The organism is Carnobacterium sp. 1290_CSPC, assembly GCF_001053265.1.
GTDB lineage: Bacteria > Bacillota > Bacilli > Lactobacillales > Aerococcaceae > Aerococcus > Aerococcus urinaeequi.
This window is the reverse complement of the sequence record NZ_JVVG01000059.1, coordinates 24,747-44,844: the sequence shown is the minus strand read 5'-3', so window position 1 is coordinate 44,844 and position 20,098 is coordinate 24,747. Positions and strand designations below refer to the sequence as shown.

The following is a 20,098-nucleotide window of genomic DNA, read 5'->3' as shown; positions in this document are numbered from 1 at the left end:
AATCTACATGCCAAGTGAAAACAAAGGTAGAAAATTGTTACAAATGAAAATTAGCTTTTAATTTCTTATAAATATGATAATATAATTATAAAAAATGATAGATTGTTTTAAATTTCTAATTATCCAATCTTTTTGGGAAAAGTTTTGTTTGGGATTTTTTTGGGCATAGGGGGGTCTATGAAGAAGTATTTTAAATTGTATTGGAAAGAAAATGCTTTATTAATTTTCATTATTTTATTAGGAGCAGTGGCACAAATTGTGGCTAGTGTCTTAAATGCAAATGTCTTGAATGCCTTAATTGCCTTTGATTGGCGAGCCATGATAGTGTCAATTATATGGGTGACCCTTTTGCAGATCGCTTATATTGTAACTTTACTAATGAAAATACCCTATCAAGCTAAAGTTACCCAGCTAATGGTGACAGCGATTCGCAAGGATATCACCCAATCTATTGAAAAATTGTCTTATCAAGCCTTTCATGACAAACATTCATCATCGTTCGCCTCATGGTTGACAAATGATATAAATACTATTGAAGAAAATGGCTTTGCTGGAATATATGAAATTATTACCTTAACAATTACAGGTATTGGTGCCATTATTGCCTTATTATACTTCCATTGGTCAATCCTGTTATTTTCATTGATTTCTGCCATCTTTACCTTATGGTTGCCTCAATTAGTGACTAAAAGGGTTCAAGAGGCTACACTTGAAGTAACCCATGAAGAAGAAAAATTTATGCAGATTGTTACTGATACACTGCAAGGATTTGATACACTATTTTCTTATAATCTCTTATCTCGTATTACGCGTCGCATTGAAGAGGGCTCTAAAAAGGTAGCTCAATCAACCGTTAACCAACATACACAAGTCACTTATTCAGCTATTCTTGGTGCATCTGGGAATCTAATTGGACAAATTGGTGTTTGGGTCTTGAGTGCTGTACTGGCTTTTCGACAAGTTATTTCAATTGGGTCGATTTCTGCAACAGAAGGATTAAGTTTTCAAATTTTTAATAGTGTGGGGAATATAACGAATTACTGGACACAAGTTCGAATGGTATATCCAATCTTTGAAAAATTTGCGTCTATTGAACAAGTGGACCAACCTATATATGATAAATTTGTTGTAGATGAAACTGGTATTGATTTGAAAAAATTATCCTATGCTTATGATAATCAGTTTGTTTTTGAAGAGTTAGATTATCATTTTAATTTTGGGCATAAATACGCCATTATTGGGCCAAGTGGGTCAGGCAAAACCACCTTACTGAACATCTTGAATGGTAAATTAACTAATTATACTGGATCAGCTCGTTTGATGGGTAATGAGTTGAAAGCAGTTGATGGCTTTGATATTCGACAAGAAGTGATGTATTTAGATCAAACACCTTATATATTTGAAGGAACAATTCGTGATAATGTGAGTTTGAATAATGATTTTTCTGATGAAACTATTTGGGCTGCGCTCAAAAAGGCTGGTTTAGAAGCAACTGTACAAGATTTGAATGGACAGTTAGATGGAAATATCGGCGAAAGTGGACGTTTATTATCGGGCGGACAAAAGCAACGATTAGCCTTAGCGAGAGGGTTGGCTCATGGTAAAAGCATTATTTTACTTGATGAAGGGACATCCTCACTTGACCAGGAGACGGCCTTGAAAATTGAAAAAGATTTAATGAAAGATCCAAGTCTGACCGTGATTATGATTACACATCATCTACACAGCGAGATTGAAGCATCACTAGATGGTATTTTGCACTTAGGCACATGACTAATTTATAACTAAGGTTATCTTGACGGGCTTTTGCCCTTTTACAAAAAGGTTTAGAAAACGCATCACGATTTTTGGGGATAAGTGCTACAATATAGGGAATATACGGTTGGGGGACTGGCCGGTTAATGAGAGGATTTTTGTGGTATGACGATTAATGAGCGGTTGAAGCAGATTACGCCGTCTGAGATTCGGGCTTTTGATGCGCAGGTGTCGACGATTCCTGGTTTGTTGAATTTTACGATTGGGGAGCCGAATTTTGATGTGCCTGAATTTATTAAGGATGCGATGAAAGAGGCTTTGGATAAGAATTTTACCCATTATGCGGCTTCGGATGGTTTGCAGGAGTTGCGTCAGGCGATTGCTAATTTCTACCAACGTCGTCATCAACTAGACCTAAACTGGCAACAAATTATGGTGACGGTGGGGGCTAGTCAAGGTTTTATGATTACCATGATGGCCTTGTTGAATCCTGGCGATAAGGTCCTAATTCCTTCGCCGTATTTCCCACTATATGGCTATTCTTCTATTTTATCTGGTGGGGATTCGGTTTTTGTGGATACGTCTGCTGATGGTTTTGTCTTAACGCCTGAAGCTTTGGACCACCAGCTACAAGGTCATCCTGAGATCAAGTTGTTGATGCTGAATTATCCAAACAATCCAACTGGAACCACTTATTCTAAGGATCAGGTCAAGGGATTGGCGGAGGTCTTGCGGAAGTATCCGGATGTTTATGTCTTGTCGGATGAAATTTACGGGGATTTGGTTTATGAAGGTGACCACTATTCAATGGTGCAAGAGTTACCAGAACGGACGATTTTACTTGCAGGGGCATCAAAGTCGTATGCGATGACTGGATTTAGACTAGGTTTCTTACATATTCCAGCTGACCTATACGAAGAGTTGTTCAAGATTTTCCAGACCATGGTAACCTGTGTATCAACACCTGACCAGTGGGCCGGGGTAGCTGCTTATAATGACGGCGACCAAGCCATTGATGACATGAAGGGTGAATACAATCTCCGCCGTAAGATGATTGTGGACCGGATGACAGCTATGGGATTTGATATCCCGCATCCAGCTGGCGCATTTTATGTATTCCCCCGCATTCCAGCCAAATACGGTGATGATGACCAAGCCTTTGCTCTAGATTTAGCTGAAAAAGCGAAAGTCGGTGTCATTCCTGGCTCAGCCTTTGGACCAGGCGGCCAAGGTTACTTCCGTTTCTCTTATGCCGCGGCCTACGAGGATATTGCCGTAGCCATGGACCGGATGGCAGCCTTTATGGAAGTACTATAGAAAAATAAATAGATCAAATAAAATCGAGGCCATTGGTCTCGATTTTTTGTTTCGTCAAAGTGGGTTCCAATTTGTTTGGAAACTGAATATAAGTTGCCTGTACATGCCCATTTGAACGGCTTAAATATCGACAGGGACGGCTTGGTCGAGTAAGATGGAAGGCGAAGAAAGTTTGAAATATGGGGGAGATTTCCATGAATGAAATCAATGAACAAGCAAATAAAAACTGGGTAAGGGATGTCGCTTTATTCCTAACCAGTCAGGGGATTTCCCTATTCGGCTCATCCATCGTCCAATATGCCATCATGTGGCATATTACGATTGAAACCGGGTCCGGTGTCATGATGACCTTGTATATCATCTGCGCCTTTTTACCAACCTTTTTACTGTCACCAGTAACAGGGGTCTGGGCTGACCGGTTTAACCGAAAGCAATTAATCATGTGGGCTGATGGTGGGATTGCGGTAGCTACGCTTATTTTAGCCTTGTTGTATATGCAGGGTTACCAAGAGATTTGGATGTTACTGATTGTGGCGGCCATTCGTGCCTTTGGCGCAGCCGTCCAAACTCCGGCAGTGGGTGCTATTTTGCCACAAATCGTCCCTAAATCAGAATTAACTCGGATTAACGGCCTCAATTCCTCTATTCAAGGGATTCTAAACTTCGGGTCGCCCTTGATATCAGCGGGTTTGCTAGCAGCCTGGCCACTGGCTTACATCTTCCTGGTCGATGTGGTTACAGCGGGATTAGCGATTGTCACCATGTTATTTTTGAAAGTGCGGACCCATGACAAGGCTAGTAGAAACCAGTCGGCGTCCTATACTGCCGACTTTATGTTGGGTGTCCGCTACGTCAAAAACCATGACTTCCTAAGAAACCTATTCATCTTCTTCGGAATCTTCATGTTACTAATCGCGCCAGCCTCCATGTTACCGACTTTAGTTGTGACAAGGACATACGGAGACGAAGTGTGGCGGTTGTCAGCTATTGAAATTGCTTTCTCAGTCGGGTTCGTCTTAGGTGGCGGTTTGATTTCTTGGTGGCAAGGATTTCCCAACCGAATCAAGACCATGGCCTTGGGTTCCTTTATCTTGGCGGCCTGCACCTTGGGATTAGGTTCGACCAGCAACTTCTGGTTGTATGTCGTCCTGATGGTCATTACAGGGATTGCCGTCCCTTTATTCAATACCCCATCTATGGTTTTGATTCAAGACCATGTGGAAGAAGCCTATCTAGGTCGGGTGTTTGGGGTCATGTCTATGATCAACACCGCCATGATGCCTTTAGGAATGGCCTTGTTTGGCCCCTTAGCCGATTTTATGCCCATTTCTTATATCCTATTATTCGCAGGATTTGCCTTAGTTATCCTGTCATTTGGCTTCCTGCGCAATAAAGCCTTGTTAGAAGCAGGGAAACCAATAGCTAAAGTGAAATAAAGCAAGGTGTGACAAAAGTTGTTTAGACTAGACGCGATGGACCAAAAGCCAAACCATTACTGCTAAGTAATTGGCGTATTTTGGGAAGTGTCGGAAGAGTTTGACTTTTTGAAACCCAATTATAAGCGAGCTTTCATAAGTAAAAGAGGTTGAAACGAATGTTACGACCTCCACGTATACAAGAGTAGCGATTTGCTGCTCTTTTTTATTTGAAAAATGACTTAGTGGTTTTTACGCTGAAATAGCTTGTATAGGTCATTCGTGGCAATCACTAGAAATGCTAAAACAAGCATATTGACAAAGGGTGACGTAATCAAGTCAAAGAGGGAAATGATATACTGGCTCACCGCAACACCGACTACAAGCGTGATAGTCAACTTCGAATCCTTGATAAAAAAATCCCTCCTTAATTTTAAGCTTATTTGCTTAAGACTAGTTACTTAAAACTATTTATTCAAAATAGCTTTGACTCTTTCTGGATCCCAATGTGGTGCTTGGTTTGATTGTCCAGTATCCAAGCCTTTCAGTTCATTATATTAAGTAAATAACAACATCTTATTCTATCTGAAGGCTAGATAAATGTATCCACTAAAATTCATCTACCAAGTTTTCGTCTAGTGGTGTGATTTTACCTGTTTTGGTCATGGCGTGGATTTGCTTCAGGATAGGTTCAAACAAGGTAATGTTGTCACGGTTTTTCCCATAGAATAATTCATTTGGCAGGAATAATCGTTCATCACCCCGTTGCTGGCCAGTAAAGGCTGCAATTAAACTTGAAGCTTTTGACAATTCGACCATGTGGCCATTTTTCTCAACTAATTCTATTTGCGTACGTGGTTTCTCGGCGCTTGGTCGGTAGAAATCATACGGTAAATCAAAGCGCGAGTTCATAGCAACATAGTATTGGATGTCGTAGCCTAATTTGCCCACTAAGTCGATCAATACTTTCACGTCTTCTTGGTTTTCAACCTCGTTATAAGTGACTGACTTAAATGGTTTACGGTTAACAAAGCGGTCAGCTAAATCTCGCAAGACTGGGTCTTCTGCATAGAAAATCCAGTGTTGGAAATAAGTTTGTAAGACCCCGTCATCTAGGCGCAGGTAATCCTCTAACGTCCAATCTTGAGTGAAGAATGGCTCTAAGAATGAAGCGTGGGTATCACGACTGGTAAATTCATTTTTTGTCAGAAACATTTCTTGAGCTCTTTTTAACAGATGGTGGAGTAGCGTTTCCATCCCTCTTGAAACAGGATGGAAATAGACCTGCATATACATTTGATAACGACTAGTGATATAGTCCTCCACTGCATGCATACCGTTGTAGTCAAAACGAATACCATCTTTATAAGGGTGCATCACTCGTAGAATCCGGCTCAAATCAAAGTTCCCGTAATTAGTGCCAGAGAAGTAAGAGTCACGGAGTAGATAATCCATTCGGTCAGCGTCTATTTGACTAGAAATCAACTGAACAACTTGCGGATTTGGATATGTTTTATCAATGACAGACGCTACTTGTCTTGGGAAATTAGCTGATACCCCTCGTAAAATCTGGTTGACCTCAGTGGCTTCTGACAAAATGATTTCTCTTGTCATGGTTTCGTGGTCAGTATTGAAAATATTCTCAAAGGTATGGGAGAAAGGTCCGTGCCCAATGTCGTGTAAGAGTGCAGCACATAAGACGACCAATCGCTCACTATCGTCCCAAGCGCCACCATCTTCAACGGCATAATTTCGTACAAATTTATCACAAATCTTCCGAGCAATTTCATACACACCCAATGAATGGCTAAACCGTGAATGTTCCGCCCCGTGGAAGGTATAAGAAGCCGTCCCCATTTGTTTGATTCGGCGTAGGCGTTGCATTTCTTTAGAATTGATCAGGTCCATAATTACCTGGTGTTGGACGTGGATGTAGTCGTGCACGGGGTCCCGAAATACCTTCTCGGGTATGCGTTTACTCGCTTCTGCAATACTCATAACAGTCTCCTTTGTCAAATTCTGCCTCTCTATATTTATACGTGAAGGCGGGCGGTTTCTATCTATTGATTTGTTAATATATCGTAAAGGACTTGGTTTCGTTTCTGCATTCGTTGGATATAAGTCGCCGTATCCAAAGTCTCTTGACTCCGTTCGTCTAATTCAACCCCAGCATCCGCAATCACCGTTAATAGGTCATCAACAAATTTTTCGACAGTATCGATAGGCGCAAAGTCGGACAAGTTGGCCATGACACTTGGGTCAACTTGAGGATAGCGACCTTTTTCGTCTTGGTTCGCCTGCCCCTCATGATACATATCAGCGACTAATTGGCCGCGACTGGCTTGATCTCCGGTGATTGACATGTAGAGGTAGATACCTACTGCATGACCGATTCTACGTTGGGCAATACCGGCTACTTTTTGCCCACGAATGGATACGTCAAATTTACCAGGGCAGTAGGAGGTCGCGACTTCCCCGACTTCTAGTGATATACCATATGCGTTCATCATTTCTTGTAAGAGTGCGACGATAAATTCATACGCCTGATCAATGGTAAAGGCTTGGTTTTTGGTGTCCATCAATAGGGTCACGTTCAAGACATTTGGGTCAGATACAACCGCTAAACCACCAGCTGGTCGTACAACTGGCAAAATGGCTTGGTCCTCATACAGCCAAGTCACAGCTTGATTAAAGTCTGGTAGCCTGGTGTCCATCCCACCAAGGATAACGGTCGGGCGGGTTGGCCAGAAATGAATGGCTAAGGGCGCTTCAAAAGTTTCTTGGTTAATAGCATTCAAGATGGCATCATCAACTGCAAAGGGTAACAAGGCTTTATCTGCCTCCTCTAAACCATAGGCTTGATTATTTTGAGTAATATCTTTATAGACCGCCATAGCCAGCGGTTTGTCGATTGTTTTAAAGTCGTCAAACATCATGTGAAAGTCCTTCCCGCCAATTTGTCTATATTGTACCATAAAAGTAGCTGTTTCCCCTGTTTGACGGCGGTTTCAAAAGTATCCAATCTTTGAAGTCTAAGCGAATCGTGTTAGAATAGGAGAGGTTAAATATACAAGAAAAATTGTCATTAGAGGAGGTTGCCAAATGGCAAATGCTGGTAAACAAGCAATCCAGTTAAAAGTTAAAAACTATATCCAACAAGATCGTGATGGCCAACAAGTGCAAGAGGAGTTTACCACTAAAACAAAGGGTTACTACTATGAAGTCGGCGAGGCTATTTATGTAGAATATGAAGAAAAAATCACTGAAAACACGGTAGCTGTCCGTTTAAAATTTGAAGCTAACGATAAAGTGACTATCCGTCGTCAAGTGAACGGTACAGAAACGACAATGAATTTAGTCAAAGGTAAAAAAACGGATATCCTCTACCATGTGACAGATGCACAAGCAATTACTTTCCAAGGACAATTAAATTTACTTAATGTAGATCAAAACGATGCGGATACCTTTAATGCCCAGATGACATACAACTTATACCAATCAGAAGAAATGATTGGTCAATACCAAATCGAATTGCAAACAAGGGCCCATGTGTAGTAATATATAATGGATATACTAGACGATTAATCACAAGTGCGTTGGTTATAAGGCGAAAGGATGAACTAGTAGTGGAATTAAAAGGATTTGCTGGTCAAAACAAAGAACAGTTATCAATGGTTGAAGTCGCATACCAAATTTTAGTGGAAACGAATAATGTATTCGAGTTCAATGATTTATTAGCTGAAATTCAAGATTTCTTGAATATGCCACAAGATGAATTAGAAAGCAAAATGGCGAATTTCTACACAGAAATGAACTATGATGGTAGTTTTATCTCTTTAGGTGAAAACCGTTGGGGCTTACGTGAGTGGTATGCAGTTGATTCAATCGATGAAGAAATTGTTTCTTCTATTGATGACGACGATATTAAAGCGAAACACAAAGGTAGCAAGAGTCTATTGGCGTCTGTTGAAGATGACGATTTAATTGACTACGCGTCTGACGACCCAGAAGATGTGGACTACGTTGAAGACGAAGAAGATTACGATGACGAAGAAGAAGATGAAGAAGACGAAATCGCAGCTTACTCTTCTGATTTAGGGGAATTAGGCGACGACGAGGAAGAAGACGATCTTGAAGATGGTCTTGAAGGCGACCTTAGCTTAGTTGACGAAGATGATGATGAGGAAGACGAAGAAGACTTCTAACAAAGATTTCTAAACCTCTATAAAAAAACATGTTGTTTTTCCTTGACTCGAATAAGTAAATGAATTATTATTCTTTTTGGGCACTTTAGTTTCATAACTATTGTGAGATGAACACGTTACTCCCTGTCTTTCCTAGGAAAGATGGGGATTTTTTTATTTTTTCTAAGGAAAATAGTTATCCGCATCTCCCTTCTTATGTAAGCATAAAAATTTTTAGAAAAGGAAGGATATCATGACAAAGTATATTTTTGTAACCGGTGGGGTAGTTTCTTCAATCGGTAAAGGTTTAGTAGCAGCATCTTTAGGACGTTTATTAAAAAATAGAGGTTTAAAAGTAACCATCCAAAAATTTGATCCATACATTAACGTTGACCCAGGTACTATGAGCCCTTATCAACACGGGGAAGTATTTGTATTAAACGATGGAACTGAAACTGACTTAGACCTAGGTCACTACGAACGTTTTATTGATATCAACTTAAATCAATATTCAAACGTAACAACTGGTAAAATTTACTCAGAAGTTATCAACAAAGAACGTCGCGGGGACTACTTAGGGGCAACTGTCCAAGTCATTCCACACATCACTGACTCAATCAAAGATAAAATCTTACGTGCAGGTGATACAACAGGCGCTGATGTCGTGATTACTGAGGTTGGTGGTACTGTTGGGGATATTGAATCAACACCATTCGTTGAAGCATTACGTCAAATGCGTTCACAAGTTGGTGCTGACAACGTATGCTACATCCACACAACTTTACTACCATATATCGCAGCAGCTGGTGAGTTGAAAACAAAACCTACGCAACACTCTGTGAAAGAATTACGTGGTATGGGGATTCAACCTAATATCTTAGTTGTACGTTCAGAACACCCACTACCAGACGGTATGACTGCAAAAATCGCACAATTCTGTGACGTTGAAGAAGATGCCGTTATCGAAAACCGTGATGTAGAAACAATCTACACACTACCATTGCGTCTACAACAAGAAGGTTTAGACGATAAAGTATGTGAAGTATTAGGTCTAGACGAAACACCAGAAGCTGATATGCGTGAATGGCGTAACCTTGAAAATCGTGTACTAAACCTATCTAAGAAAGTGAAAATCGCTTTAGTAGGTAAATACGTATCTCTTCAAGACGCTTACCTATCAGTAGCAGAATCATTACGCCACGCCGGCTATGCCCATGACGCAGAAATTGACATCGACTGGATCGACTCTGAAACCATTACAGCGGAAAACGTACAAGAGATCCTTGGCAATGCTGACGGTATCTTAGTACCAGGTGGATTTGGTAACCGTGGTATTGAAGGTAAAATCCAAGCAATTAAATATGCACGTGAAAACAATGTACCATTCCAAGGTATCTGTTTAGGTCTACAAGTAGCTTCTATCGAGTTTGCACGTAACGTTTTAGGTTACACAGATGCCAACTCTACAGAAATCAATCCAAACACTGAACATCCAGTAATTGACTTGATGACAACACAATCAGGACTAGAAAACTTAGGTGGTACACAACGTTTAGGTTTATACCCTTGTGCCCTTAAAGAAGGTTCTAAAGCACGTGAATTATACAATAATGAAGCTTTAGTTGAAGAACGTCACCGTCACCGTTGGGAATTTAACAATGCTTACCGTGAAGAATTCGAAGCGGCAGGTATGGTCTTCTCAGGGACTTCTCCAGATGGTAATTTAGTTGAAATCGTAGAAATTCCAGAACATCCATTCTTTGTGGCATCTCAATTCCACCCAGAATTCATCTCACGTCCAGACCGTCCACAAGCAATCTTTAATGGCTTTATTGGCGCAGCCTTAGAAGCGTAAGAATTATAAAATGCAAATTATCCGTTCTTTTTGTACGTTTCGTATAAAGGAGCGGATTTTTTTATCGGTACGATAGTTGATATGACAGTCTTTAATAATAATTGTAAATATTTTATTAAAATATGTGTTGACTCTAACTTTCTAAGTCGGTACAATAGCCAACAGAGTAAAAACAGGGGAAACTGCACTAGCGTAAGGATGCCCTGAACATAAGAGCTGTTCGCTCACAAGAATAACCACTTTATTTTGTCAGTGAACAAATTTTAAGACCAGCATCCGCTAGTATATAATCAGCAACCTTGTTTCGTTGTTGGTTATTTTTTTTGCCCATTTTTAGATAAATGAGAGAAAAATGAAAAAAACAGAAAAATATGAGAGGAAGTGCCATGTGGATCCGAAGAAACCAATTATTGCCTTAGATTTTCCTAATCAAGAAGAGGTATTTGCGTTCCTTGATCAGTTCCAAGGTCAACAACTAAATGTAAAAGTAGGTATGGAATTGTTTTATGCTGGTGGGACAGCTTTCTTAAAAGAGTTACAAGCAAAAGGCCATGATATTTTCTTAGACTTGAAATTACATGATATTCCAAATACGGTTGAGCGCGCAATGGCCATTTTAGCCAGTACTGGTGTTGCAATGGTCAATGTACATGCGGCAGGTGGGAAAGAGATGATGCAAGCAGCGCTTCGTGGTTTAGAGGCAGGTTCGACAGGTAAACGCCCTATGTTAATTAGTGTCACTCAATTAACGTCCACTTCTACTGAACAAATGAACGAAGAACAAGGCATTCCAGGTGAAGTATTGGATTCAGTATTGCGCTACGCTAAATTAACGAAAGCAGCGGGCCTTGATGGTGTGGTTTGTTCACCACTTGAAGCAGCAGCTATTAAAGAGGCTTGTGGGGAAGACTTCCAAACGATTACACCGGGTATCCGTTTAGCTACTTCTGTTGCGGATGACCAAAAACGAATCATGACGCCAAGCCAAGCGGCGCAAGGTGGTTCTGACTACATCGTGGTGGGACGACCAATTACACAAGCGGATAATTCAAAAGTCACTTATGACCAAATCACAGCTGATTGGTCTGGACAATAAGGAGGGTGCAAGATGACAGTAGAAAAGGCGGATTTAGTAGCACAAAAATTACTAGAAATTAAGGCAGTAAACTTTAGCCCTGAGGCACCATATACATGGGCAAGCGGACTTAAAGCCCCGATTTATACAGATAACCGACTAATCATGTCATACCCGAGCGTGCGTACAACTGTAGAAGATGCACTTGCAGAGTTGATTAAAGAGAACTTCCCTGATGTAGATGTGATTGCAGGGACAGCAACTGCTGGTATTCCTCATGCAGCCTTTGTAAGTGAACGCTTAGATTTACCAATGATCTATGTGCGCTCTTCTGCCAAAGATCACGGTAAACAAAATGCTATTGAAGGTGCTTTAGAAGCGGGCGCAAAAGTAGTGATCATTGAAGACTTGATTTCAACTGGTGGTAGCGTGATTACAGCAGCTGACAAGATTCAAGAAGCGGGCGGAGAAGTTATTGCAGCAGTAGCTATTTTTGACTACTTATTAGCAGCTTCAAAAGAAGCCTTTGAAAAAGAGGGTTATCCTTTGATGACACTAACGAATTACGTGAAGATTTTGGATTATGCAGTAAAAGATCCTAAATTATCACCGTACTATGACAAGTTGATGGATTGGTATAAGGATCCGAAAGCTTGGTCAGAAATTCACGGTTAATGTGGATAATTCTACTATATAAATAGCTTTACCAGATTTATGTCCTTATTTTTTTTTGCCCAATTTTATTTTTATGGTGATTAAATGAGGGAATTACACCAGTTTTACCAAAAAAGGAGCACAAAAATGGAAAAAACGATTGAAAAAAATGAAACAAATGACTTATTACATGCAGAGGACAATAAGTTAAATAAATCGCAACGTAATGCTTTGATTGCGGCGATTGTTGCATCAGGAACAGACGATTTAAACGTGATGTTCTTATCATTTTCTATGTCATCAATTATTAGCCAACTAGGGATTTCAAGTGTAGCGGCGGGTTGGATTGCCACTATTACCAACTTAGGGATGTTAGCTGGAGGTTTACTATTCGGGGTCTTAGCTGACCGTTGGGACAAAATGAAGGTTTTCTACTTAACGATTCTAACTTTCTCTATCGCAACAGCTTTAATCTTCTTCACGCCAAATATTCAATACCTATACCTATTACGCTTTATCGCGGGTATCGGAGTTGGTGGTGAGTACGGAGTAGCGATTTCCATCATGGCTGGACTTGTGCCGGCTAAACAGTTAGGGAGAATTTCATCCTTAAATGGGATTGTTGGTCAAATCGGATCAATTTCATCAGCCTTACTTGCAGGTTTTATTGTGCCAACACTTGGTTGGAGGGGCTTATTCCTATTCGGTATCTTACCAATCCTAGTGGTGGTATGGGCGAAATTAACTATTAAGGAAGATGAATTAGGGATTAATACAGATGAAGTCACAGAAGACTTAGTAGGTATTAAGGAAAATGAAAAACCTTCTATTAGCGAATTATTTAAGACACCAGGGCAAACCTATCAAACAATCATCTTAATGGTGATGACAACTGTTCAAATCGCTGGCTACTTTGGGATGATGAACTGGTTACCAACAATCATGCAAGAACAAGTTGGTGTGACGGTTTCTGGGTCATCTACTTGGATGGTAACGACAATCTTGGGTATGTGCTTGGGAATGCTGACATTTGGACAAATTTTAGATAGATTAGGTCCAAGATTGTCTTATGGTATGTATCTAATTGCATCAGCAGTTTCAGTGTATCTGTTCACTTTTGCTAATTCAGCTATGACCATCTTAATCGGAGGCGCTATCGTAGGTTTCTTCGTAAACGGCATGTTCGCAGGCTATGGTGCAATGATTTCTCGTTTGTATCCATTTAAAGTGAATGCCATCGCCAATAATACTATTTTGAATGTTGGACGTGCAGTGGGTGGTTTTTCATCAGTTATCATTGGTTTTATCTTAGATGCTTCAGGTGTAGGTATGGTAATGCTTTTCTTAGCAAGCCTTTATCTAGTCAGCTTTATCGCCATGATGAGCTTGCCACAACTAAAACAAGCGAACTATGAACAACATCAATTAAATATTCGTCATAAGGCGCTAGATAAGTAATACAATTTGGTTCAAGATTGATAATAAAATAAGACATATTTTAGAGGGTGTAACACAAATGTTGCACCCTCTTTTTAGTATTTGGATATTTCATTGACGGAATAAATATAATTTGGTAATTTGAGGTAGACCTATCATGTGAATGTTTTCTCAAGAGGTGAGGAATGGAAATGAGGACTATTAAAGAAAAGGTTTTTCTAATTTTGGGTTTGTTAAGTGTGGTCCTAGGGAGTGTAGGAGTCATATTGCCCGTTCTACCGACAACCCCTTTCTTGTTGCTTGCTGGCTGGTTTTTCACGCGAAGTTCACCGCAATTTAAAAACTGGTTAGAATCTACTCGTTTGTATGGACGGTATGTTGGCGAATTTAAGCGACAAGGTGGTATCAGCAAGCGCAAAAAAGTTCATATCCTAATGACAACTTACCTTGTGATGGGTTTATCAATGTTACTTATGCCATTAAGAGGTGTACAAATTTTTGTAGGCGTTTGCGGTTTAGTTTTTGGTTACTTTCTACTATTTAGGGTGGAAGAGGTTTAAGGAGTTGGAGGCTTGTGATTTGGACTTTGAGCAACGGCATTCTATAAATTTGATGGGTACGACGATTGACCTAATGGTTGACCATCCAAATAGTCATTCTTTATTACTTGCTGCAGTCCAGCGTTTGTTTCAATTGGAAGCGCGTTTTTCAGCGAATGACCCATCTTCTGAATTAATGGCGGTTAACCAAATGGCAGGATTAAAGGCTGTACGCGTTCATCCGGAGCTATTTCATCTCATTCAAATCGGTAAAAAAGAGAGTATTGCATCGGGACGAAAGTTAAATATAGCTATTGGGCCTTTAGTTAACTTGTGGCGGATTGGTTTTGCGGATTATCGTAAACCTAGCCAGCAAGAGATTGATAACCGGCTGACTTTAGTAGACCCGAATGACATTCATCTGGATGAAATAGAAAAAACAGTTTACCTTGCTAAGCCAGGGATGTCGATTGATCTAGGTGCGCTTGCAAAAGGGTATGCGGCAGATCAAATTATCGCTTATTTCAAAGATCAAGGCGTAACCAGGGCATCTATTAATCTTGGCGGTAACCTTAGATTCTATGGCCATCGACCCAATCATACAGAAAGTACACAATGGCGTATAGGTATCCAAGATCCCGACCAAACGCGTGGTTATAACAAGGCTATTGTCGATTTAAGTAACCAATCAGTTGTAACGTCTGGGGATTACGTACGTGTATTCGAACAGGATGGACATCTTTACCACCATATTTTAGATTCCACAAATGGTAAGCCCTTTCAAGCGGACGTTCGCAGTGTCACTGTGGTAAGTGAATCTTCGTTAGATGGTGAGATTTGGACTACGCGATTGTTTCCCTTATCTAAGGAAGCAATTATCAATCAAGCAGCACAAATAGACCAGATTGAAGTGTTGGTTGTTGACCGACAGGGACAAATCACCTATACCTCTGGTTTAGAGGGCAAAGTTGAACTTATTTGTTAGCAGGTTATATTTCTACTATTAGAAAGGACAGAAAATCATGAAGCATATTATCGGAATCGTAGGTACAAATTCTAAGAAATCTACTAATAGAAAACTTCTTAAATATATTCAGAAACATTTTGCAGATCAAGCTGAAATTGAATTATTGGAAATCCGTGATTATCCAATATTTACTAAACCAGAAGATAAGACACTTCCAAATATTGTTGAAGAGGACGCGAAAAAAATCGAGCAGGCAGATGCGGTCATTATTAGTGCTGCAGAATATAATCATTCCATTACTTCTTCACTAACTAATGCCTTACATTGGTTAAGCTATTATATTTATCCCTTAGCAGATAAACCAATTATGATTACTGGTGCTTCTAACGGTCGTTTAGGATCTTCTAGAGCACAAATGCACTTGCGCCAAATTCTAGACTCACCAGATATTAGAGCACGTGTGATACCAAATTCAGAATTTTTATTAGGAAATTCTTTACAAGCTTTTGATGATGATGGTGATTTAAGTGACCAAAAATCTGTTGAACAATTAGAAGCTATTTTTAAAGAATTTATTCAATTTATTGATCATACACAAGAATTTACGCAGCTAAGAACTGATACAAAAGCAGCTGCTGAAAACTACGAGTGGACCAAGTAGAAAGGACTAGGGTGACAAAATGAAAATTGTTGGAATTGTTGGCTCAACTGCTGAAAAATCATATAACCGTTTATTGTTACAATATATTCAAAGAGAATTCACTGATTTATTTGATCTAGAGATTCTTGAAATTGACCAAATACCTTTATTCAACCAAGATAACCCGGAGTTAGCGACGGAGGGGCCTGTTCATACATTGAATAGGAAAATCCGCCAAGCAGATGGTGTGATTATTGCTACAGCGGAGCACAACCATACAACGCCAGGGCCATTGAAGAGTGCATTGGAATGGTTATCCTTCACAATTCATCCATTGAAAAACAAACCTGTAAAAATCATTGGTGCTTCTTATCTAGATCAAGGAACATCACGATCACAATTACACTTACGTCAAATTCTTGAGGCACCAGGAATTGATGCTTTAGTCATGCCAGGGCAAGAGTTCCTATTAGGAAATTGTAAAGAGGCAATCAATGCTAATGGTGATTTAGTTGAACCTAGCACTGTAAGTTTCTTGAAAGGTAGCTTAGAGAAGTTTATGAAATACGTTGAATCTGTTCAACCACTTAAAGATAACCCCGTATTCCCTGAGGAAGATTTAACTGCAACTAAGCATTGTGACACAACCATTGAGGGTGTAGACATGACCGCACCGGATTGGGTTGAGCAAGCTGCAGCAAAAGTGGGCGCTGTCGAAGGTGATACCTATGTGAAACTGGATAGAGGGTTGTTAACAGTAGACCAATTAAACTGGTTCCTAAAGACAATTCCTCTTGAATTGACTTATGCAGATGAAAATAACCAATACATCTATTATAATCGCGTGAAACCTGGTCAAGACATGTTTGCTTCTCGTTACGAAAAAGATGTTGGTAGCCCACTTGGTGCTGTTCACCCACCACGTGCTGTGAAGAACGTTTCTTGGGTAATTTCTCAATTGCGGTCAGGAAACATGGAAGGTGTTCATGTACACGTACCAATCCATAAAGAAAATTATGTTGTCCATAATTATGTAGCTATTCATGATGAAGATGGTAAGTATCGTGGAATCAATGAGCATGTTTTAGACTTGCAACCTGTAATTGAGTGGTATCTAGAACAAACAGGACAAAAGTTAGTGAAAATTGAGGAAGATACAACTGATGCTTCAACTAGCGCTTCAATGAATGGTGCATGGAGTCACGATGACAAAAACGCTGTGGAAGCTGATGCTAAAAGTGGTGCGAGTGATGCAGAAGTAGCAGATACGACCACTGCAGCTATTGCTACTGATGAAGATTCGAGTGCTAGCCAGTCTTAGTCAGTGTAATAGCCTGGTTTAGGGGAAAATGATTATTTTCAGTCAAAAAAGCCTATAAACGATTAGGATTATTATTGCAAAAATTGTATGAACAGAATAATAAAAACGATGTATGCGTTTGCGAATTGTTATTTTATGGCATCACTTAACATTTAATTTTTATGAGACAAAACTCTTGTAAAATGCAATTGATAAGGGTTACAATAAGCACGAGCACATCAAAATTAAAAATCAGGGGGATCTATTTATGCCATTAGAAAACATGGTCGACATGCTGACAAAAGCGAAAGACGGTAAATATGCAGTAGCACAATTAAACATTAACAACTTGGAATGGACTCAAGCTGTTTTAGAAGCAGCCCAAGCAGAAAACTCACCAGTAATTTTAGGTGTTTCTGAGGGTGCTGGTAAATACATGGGTGGCCCAGAAGTTGTTGCCGCTATGGTTAAAGCTTTAGTTGAAACAATGGAAATCACTGTTCCTGTTGCATTACATTTAGACCACGGTTCATCTTTTGAAACTGCTAAACGTGCAATCGACGCTGGATACACTTCAGTAATGATCGATGGTTCTCATCACCCAATTGATGACAACATCGCTATGACTAAACAAGTTGTAGAATACGCACACGAACGTGGTGCTTCTGTTGAAGGTGAAATCGGTACTGTTGGTGGTACTGAAGACGGCGTTACTGCTGGTATCAACTACGCAGATAAAGAAGAATGTAAACGTATCGTTGACGAAGCTGGTATCGACGCATTAGCTGCAGCCTTAGGTTCAGTTCATGGTCCATACTCAGGCGAACCTGTTTTAGGTTTCGATGAAATGAAAGAAATTTCTGAATACACAAACACACCATTAGTATTACACGGTGGTTCAGGTATTCCAGAAGAGCAAGTTAAAAAAGCAATCGAACGCGGTCATGCGAAAATCAACGTAAATACTGAATTACAAGTCGTATTTACTGCTGCAGTTCGTGAAAACTTAAACAACGATGACAAAGTATACGACCCACGTAAAGTTTTAGCACCAGGTAAAGCTGCAATCGTTAAAACAGCACGTGAAACATTACGTATGTTTGGTTCATCAAACAAAGCATAATTCATTTTAGCCAGTGAATTTCCGCTTTATATATCCTTTTTCGAGCAATGACCTTTTGGTTGTTGCTCTTTTTTTGTACTTGAAATCCTCAGATTTACGTGAAATTGCCCTTTTTGCAAGATGTTTAAACCTTCCGGATGAATAATGGCTGATTCTTGGGTTATAATAAATTAAATGGCTCCCATAACTGATTGTATATATGTCAAATTTTACATAGAAGTTAAAAAAACCATTAAAATTGGCGGGGACGGTAGTTATATCATAGAGAATTAGGTATAATCAATCTTGCATTATCTATCATAAAATCGGAAAAGTGTGCAAAAATAGCATGTGTGACGAATATAGGTAATTAATGAACAAAAAAGAGCTAAACTATGAAATTAACAGAATGAAAAATAGCGTAAATAAAACGAAAATGAAAACGATGAGTGAGGGGTTTTATAATGGAAAAATTTATCATCAAGGGTGGTAATCCGTTAAAGGGTGAGATCACAGTTTCTGGAGCGAAGAATAGTGCAGTAGCGCTAATTCCTGCAGCGATTATGGCGGATTCACCGGTGGTAATTGAGGGCGTACCGGAAATTGACGACGTGTTCGCTTTAATTGAAATTTTGAAAGACTTTAATGTAGACGTTGATTTCAATGAGCATGTGCTGCGTATTGACCCAACGAACATGGAAAATATTCCAATGCCTGATGGTAAGATCCAAAGCTTGCGCGCATCTTACTACTTCATGGGTGCCTTATTAGGTAAATACGGTGAGGGTGTTGTTGGTTTACCAGGTGGTTGTAACTTGGGGCCTCGTCCAATGGATTTACATTTAAAAGGTTTTGAAGCTTTAGGTGCTGAAGTAAGCAATGAATTAGGTGCTATGCATTTAACAACTAACGGTAATGGCCTAACAGGTACTGAAATTTACCTAGATGTTGTCAGCGTTGGTGCAACCATCAACATTATGTTGGCAGCTTCTCGCGCTAAAGGGACAACTGTCATTGAAAATGCAGCCCGCGAACCTGAAATCATTGATATTGCAATGCTTTTAAACAAAATGGGTGCTAAGATTAAAGGTGTGGGTACTTCTACTATCCGTATCGAAGGTGTGGACGAAATGCACGGTACTTCTCACCAACAAATTCCTGACCGTATCGAAGCCGGTACTTATATTGCAGCTGCTGCGGCAGTTGGCCAAGGGGTTACTGTCAACAACGTAATTGCCGAACATATTGAAAGCTTCCTAGCGAAATTACGTGAGATGGGAGTCAAAATGGACATCAGCGATGATGCTATCTACATTCATCCAAATGACGGGCAATTAAAAGCTGTAGATATTAAAACAGCGCCATACCCAGGTTTTGCAACTGACTTACAACAACCTGTTACGCCATTATTATTAACAGCGAATGGTAACGGTAAATTAGTGGATACTATTTATCCAAAACGTGTGAAACATGTGCCTGAGTTAGCGCGTATGGGTGCAAATATTGAAGAACACAATGATCAAATTACTTACAATGGTCCTAACCAATTAACAGGTGCAACTGTGACGGCTTCAGACTTACGTGCTGGTGCTGGTCTAGTGATTGCTGCGTTAATGGCTGAAGGTGAAACTGAATTATATGGTGCCGGTAATATTTTACGTGGTTATGACCATATCGATGAAAAATTGTCAGCTTTAGGTGCTGATATTCAATTGGTACAATACGATTATTCTACAGTAAACTAATGTTGTCGCTGTAGTGATGCATGTTAGGGCTGTGGCAAGGGTGTCGCAGTCCTTTGCATTTTTACCCAAACAACAATCAAGTCCTCTCTTAACACTTCTTATACCCATGGAGC

17 protein-coding genes are annotated in these 20,098 nt (G+C 39.8%); 15 read left to right on the top strand and 2 right to left on the bottom strand.

What is annotated here, in order from left to right; translation table 11 throughout:
- Positions 1-177 precede the first annotated feature (177 nt).
- The 3 genes from AC973_RS05400 to AC973_RS05390 all read left to right on the top strand — a co-directional run bounded on the left by AC973_RS05400 (position 178) and on the right by AC973_RS05390 (position 4,508).
- Positions 178-1,773 (top strand): ABC transporter ATP-binding protein, encoded by a 1,596-nt coding sequence (locus AC973_RS05400; protein WP_048728257.1) that lies wholly within the window; start codon positions 178-180, stop codon positions 1,771-1,773.
- A gap of 147 nt (positions 1,774-1,920) precedes the next feature.
- On the top strand, positions 1,921-3,072 hold the full coding sequence (locus tag AC973_RS05395) for a pyridoxal phosphate-dependent aminotransferase (protein ID WP_048728254.1): 1,152 nt from the start codon (positions 1,921-1,923) through the stop codon (positions 3,070-3,072).
- A gap of 194 nt (positions 3,073-3,266) precedes the next feature.
- Positions 3,267-4,508 (top strand): MFS transporter, encoded by a 1,242-nt coding sequence (locus AC973_RS05390; RefSeq protein WP_048728251.1) that lies wholly within the window; start codon positions 3,267-3,269, stop codon positions 4,506-4,508.
- A 588-nt stretch (positions 4,509-5,096) separates the two neighbouring features.
- Here the strand turns inward: AC973_RS05390 and AC973_RS05385 are convergent.
- Complete coding sequence (locus AC973_RS05385; protein ID WP_048728248.1) at positions 5,097-6,485, bottom strand: HD domain-containing protein; 1,389 nt, start codon at positions 6,483-6,485, stop codon at positions 5,097-5,099.
- Between the two features lie 62 nt (positions 6,486-6,547).
- Positions 6,548-7,462: a lipoate--protein ligase family protein gene (locus AC973_RS05380; RefSeq protein ID WP_048728246.1), complete on the bottom strand. Its 915-nt coding sequence runs from the start codon at positions 7,460-7,462 to the stop codon at positions 6,548-6,550.
- A 127-nt stretch (positions 7,463-7,589) separates the two neighbouring features.
- Between AC973_RS05380 and AC973_RS05375 the strand changes: the two genes are divergently transcribed.
- From AC973_RS05375 to AC973_RS05320, 12 genes are all read left to right on the top strand, one after another.
- Positions 7,590-8,042: a DUF1934 domain-containing protein gene (locus tag AC973_RS05375; protein ID WP_048728243.1), complete on the top strand. Its 453-nt coding sequence runs from the start codon at positions 7,590-7,592 to the stop codon at positions 8,040-8,042.
- A 71-nt stretch (positions 8,043-8,113) separates the two neighbouring features.
- The gene (rpoE, locus tag AC973_RS05370; protein ID WP_039935367.1) at positions 8,114-8,692 is read left to right on the top strand and encodes a DNA-directed RNA polymerase subunit delta; all 579 of its coding nucleotides are present in this window, start codon (positions 8,114-8,116) and stop codon (positions 8,690-8,692) included.
- Positions 8,693-8,924: 232 nt separating this feature from the next.
- On the top strand, positions 8,925-10,526 hold the full coding sequence (locus tag AC973_RS05365) for a CTP synthase (protein ID WP_003142285.1): 1,602 nt from the start codon (positions 8,925-8,927) through the stop codon (positions 10,524-10,526).
- A gap of 388 nt (positions 10,527-10,914) precedes the next feature.
- Positions 10,915-11,622: an orotidine-5'-phosphate decarboxylase gene (pyrF, locus tag AC973_RS05360; RefSeq protein ID WP_082148243.1), complete on the top strand. Its 708-nt coding sequence runs from the start codon at positions 10,915-10,917 to the stop codon at positions 11,620-11,622.
- A 12-nt stretch (positions 11,623-11,634) separates the two neighbouring features.
- The gene (pyrE, locus tag AC973_RS05355; RefSeq protein WP_048728233.1) at positions 11,635-12,276 is read left to right on the top strand and encodes an orotate phosphoribosyltransferase; all 642 of its coding nucleotides are present in this window, start codon (positions 11,635-11,637) and stop codon (positions 12,274-12,276) included.
- Between the two features lie 126 nt (positions 12,277-12,402).
- Positions 12,403-13,713: an MFS transporter gene (locus AC973_RS05350; protein WP_048728230.1), complete on the top strand. Its 1,311-nt coding sequence runs from the start codon at positions 12,403-12,405 to the stop codon at positions 13,711-13,713.
- A 164-nt stretch (positions 13,714-13,877) separates the two neighbouring features.
- Positions 13,878-14,252, top strand: coding sequence for a YbaN family protein (locus AC973_RS05345; protein ID WP_048728228.1), 375 nt, complete (start codon positions 13,878-13,880; stop codon positions 14,250-14,252).
- 19 nt (positions 14,253-14,271) lie between these two features.
- Complete coding sequence (locus AC973_RS05340) at positions 14,272-15,216, top strand: FAD:protein FMN transferase (protein ID WP_048728225.1); 945 nt, start codon at positions 14,272-14,274, stop codon at positions 15,214-15,216.
- Between the two features lie 37 nt (positions 15,217-15,253).
- A complete protein-coding gene (locus AC973_RS05335) occupies positions 15,254-15,859 on the top strand; it encodes an NADPH-dependent FMN reductase (RefSeq protein WP_016897842.1) in 606 nt (201 codons plus the stop codon).
- Positions 15,860-15,878: 19 nt separating this feature from the next.
- A complete protein-coding gene (locus AC973_RS05330; protein ID WP_016897841.1) occupies positions 15,879-17,159 on the top strand; it encodes an NAD(P)H-dependent oxidoreductase in 1,281 nt (426 codons plus the stop codon).
- A 247-nt stretch (positions 17,160-17,406) separates the two neighbouring features.
- Positions 17,407-18,261, top strand: coding sequence for a class II fructose-1,6-bisphosphate aldolase (fba, locus tag AC973_RS05325; RefSeq protein WP_048728222.1), 855 nt, complete (start codon positions 17,407-17,409; stop codon positions 18,259-18,261).
- A gap of 443 nt (positions 18,262-18,704) precedes the next feature.
- A complete protein-coding gene (locus AC973_RS05320; protein ID WP_016897839.1) occupies positions 18,705-19,985 on the top strand; it encodes a UDP-N-acetylglucosamine 1-carboxyvinyltransferase in 1,281 nt (426 codons plus the stop codon).
- The last annotated feature ends 113 nt before the right edge of the window (positions 19,986-20,098 follow it).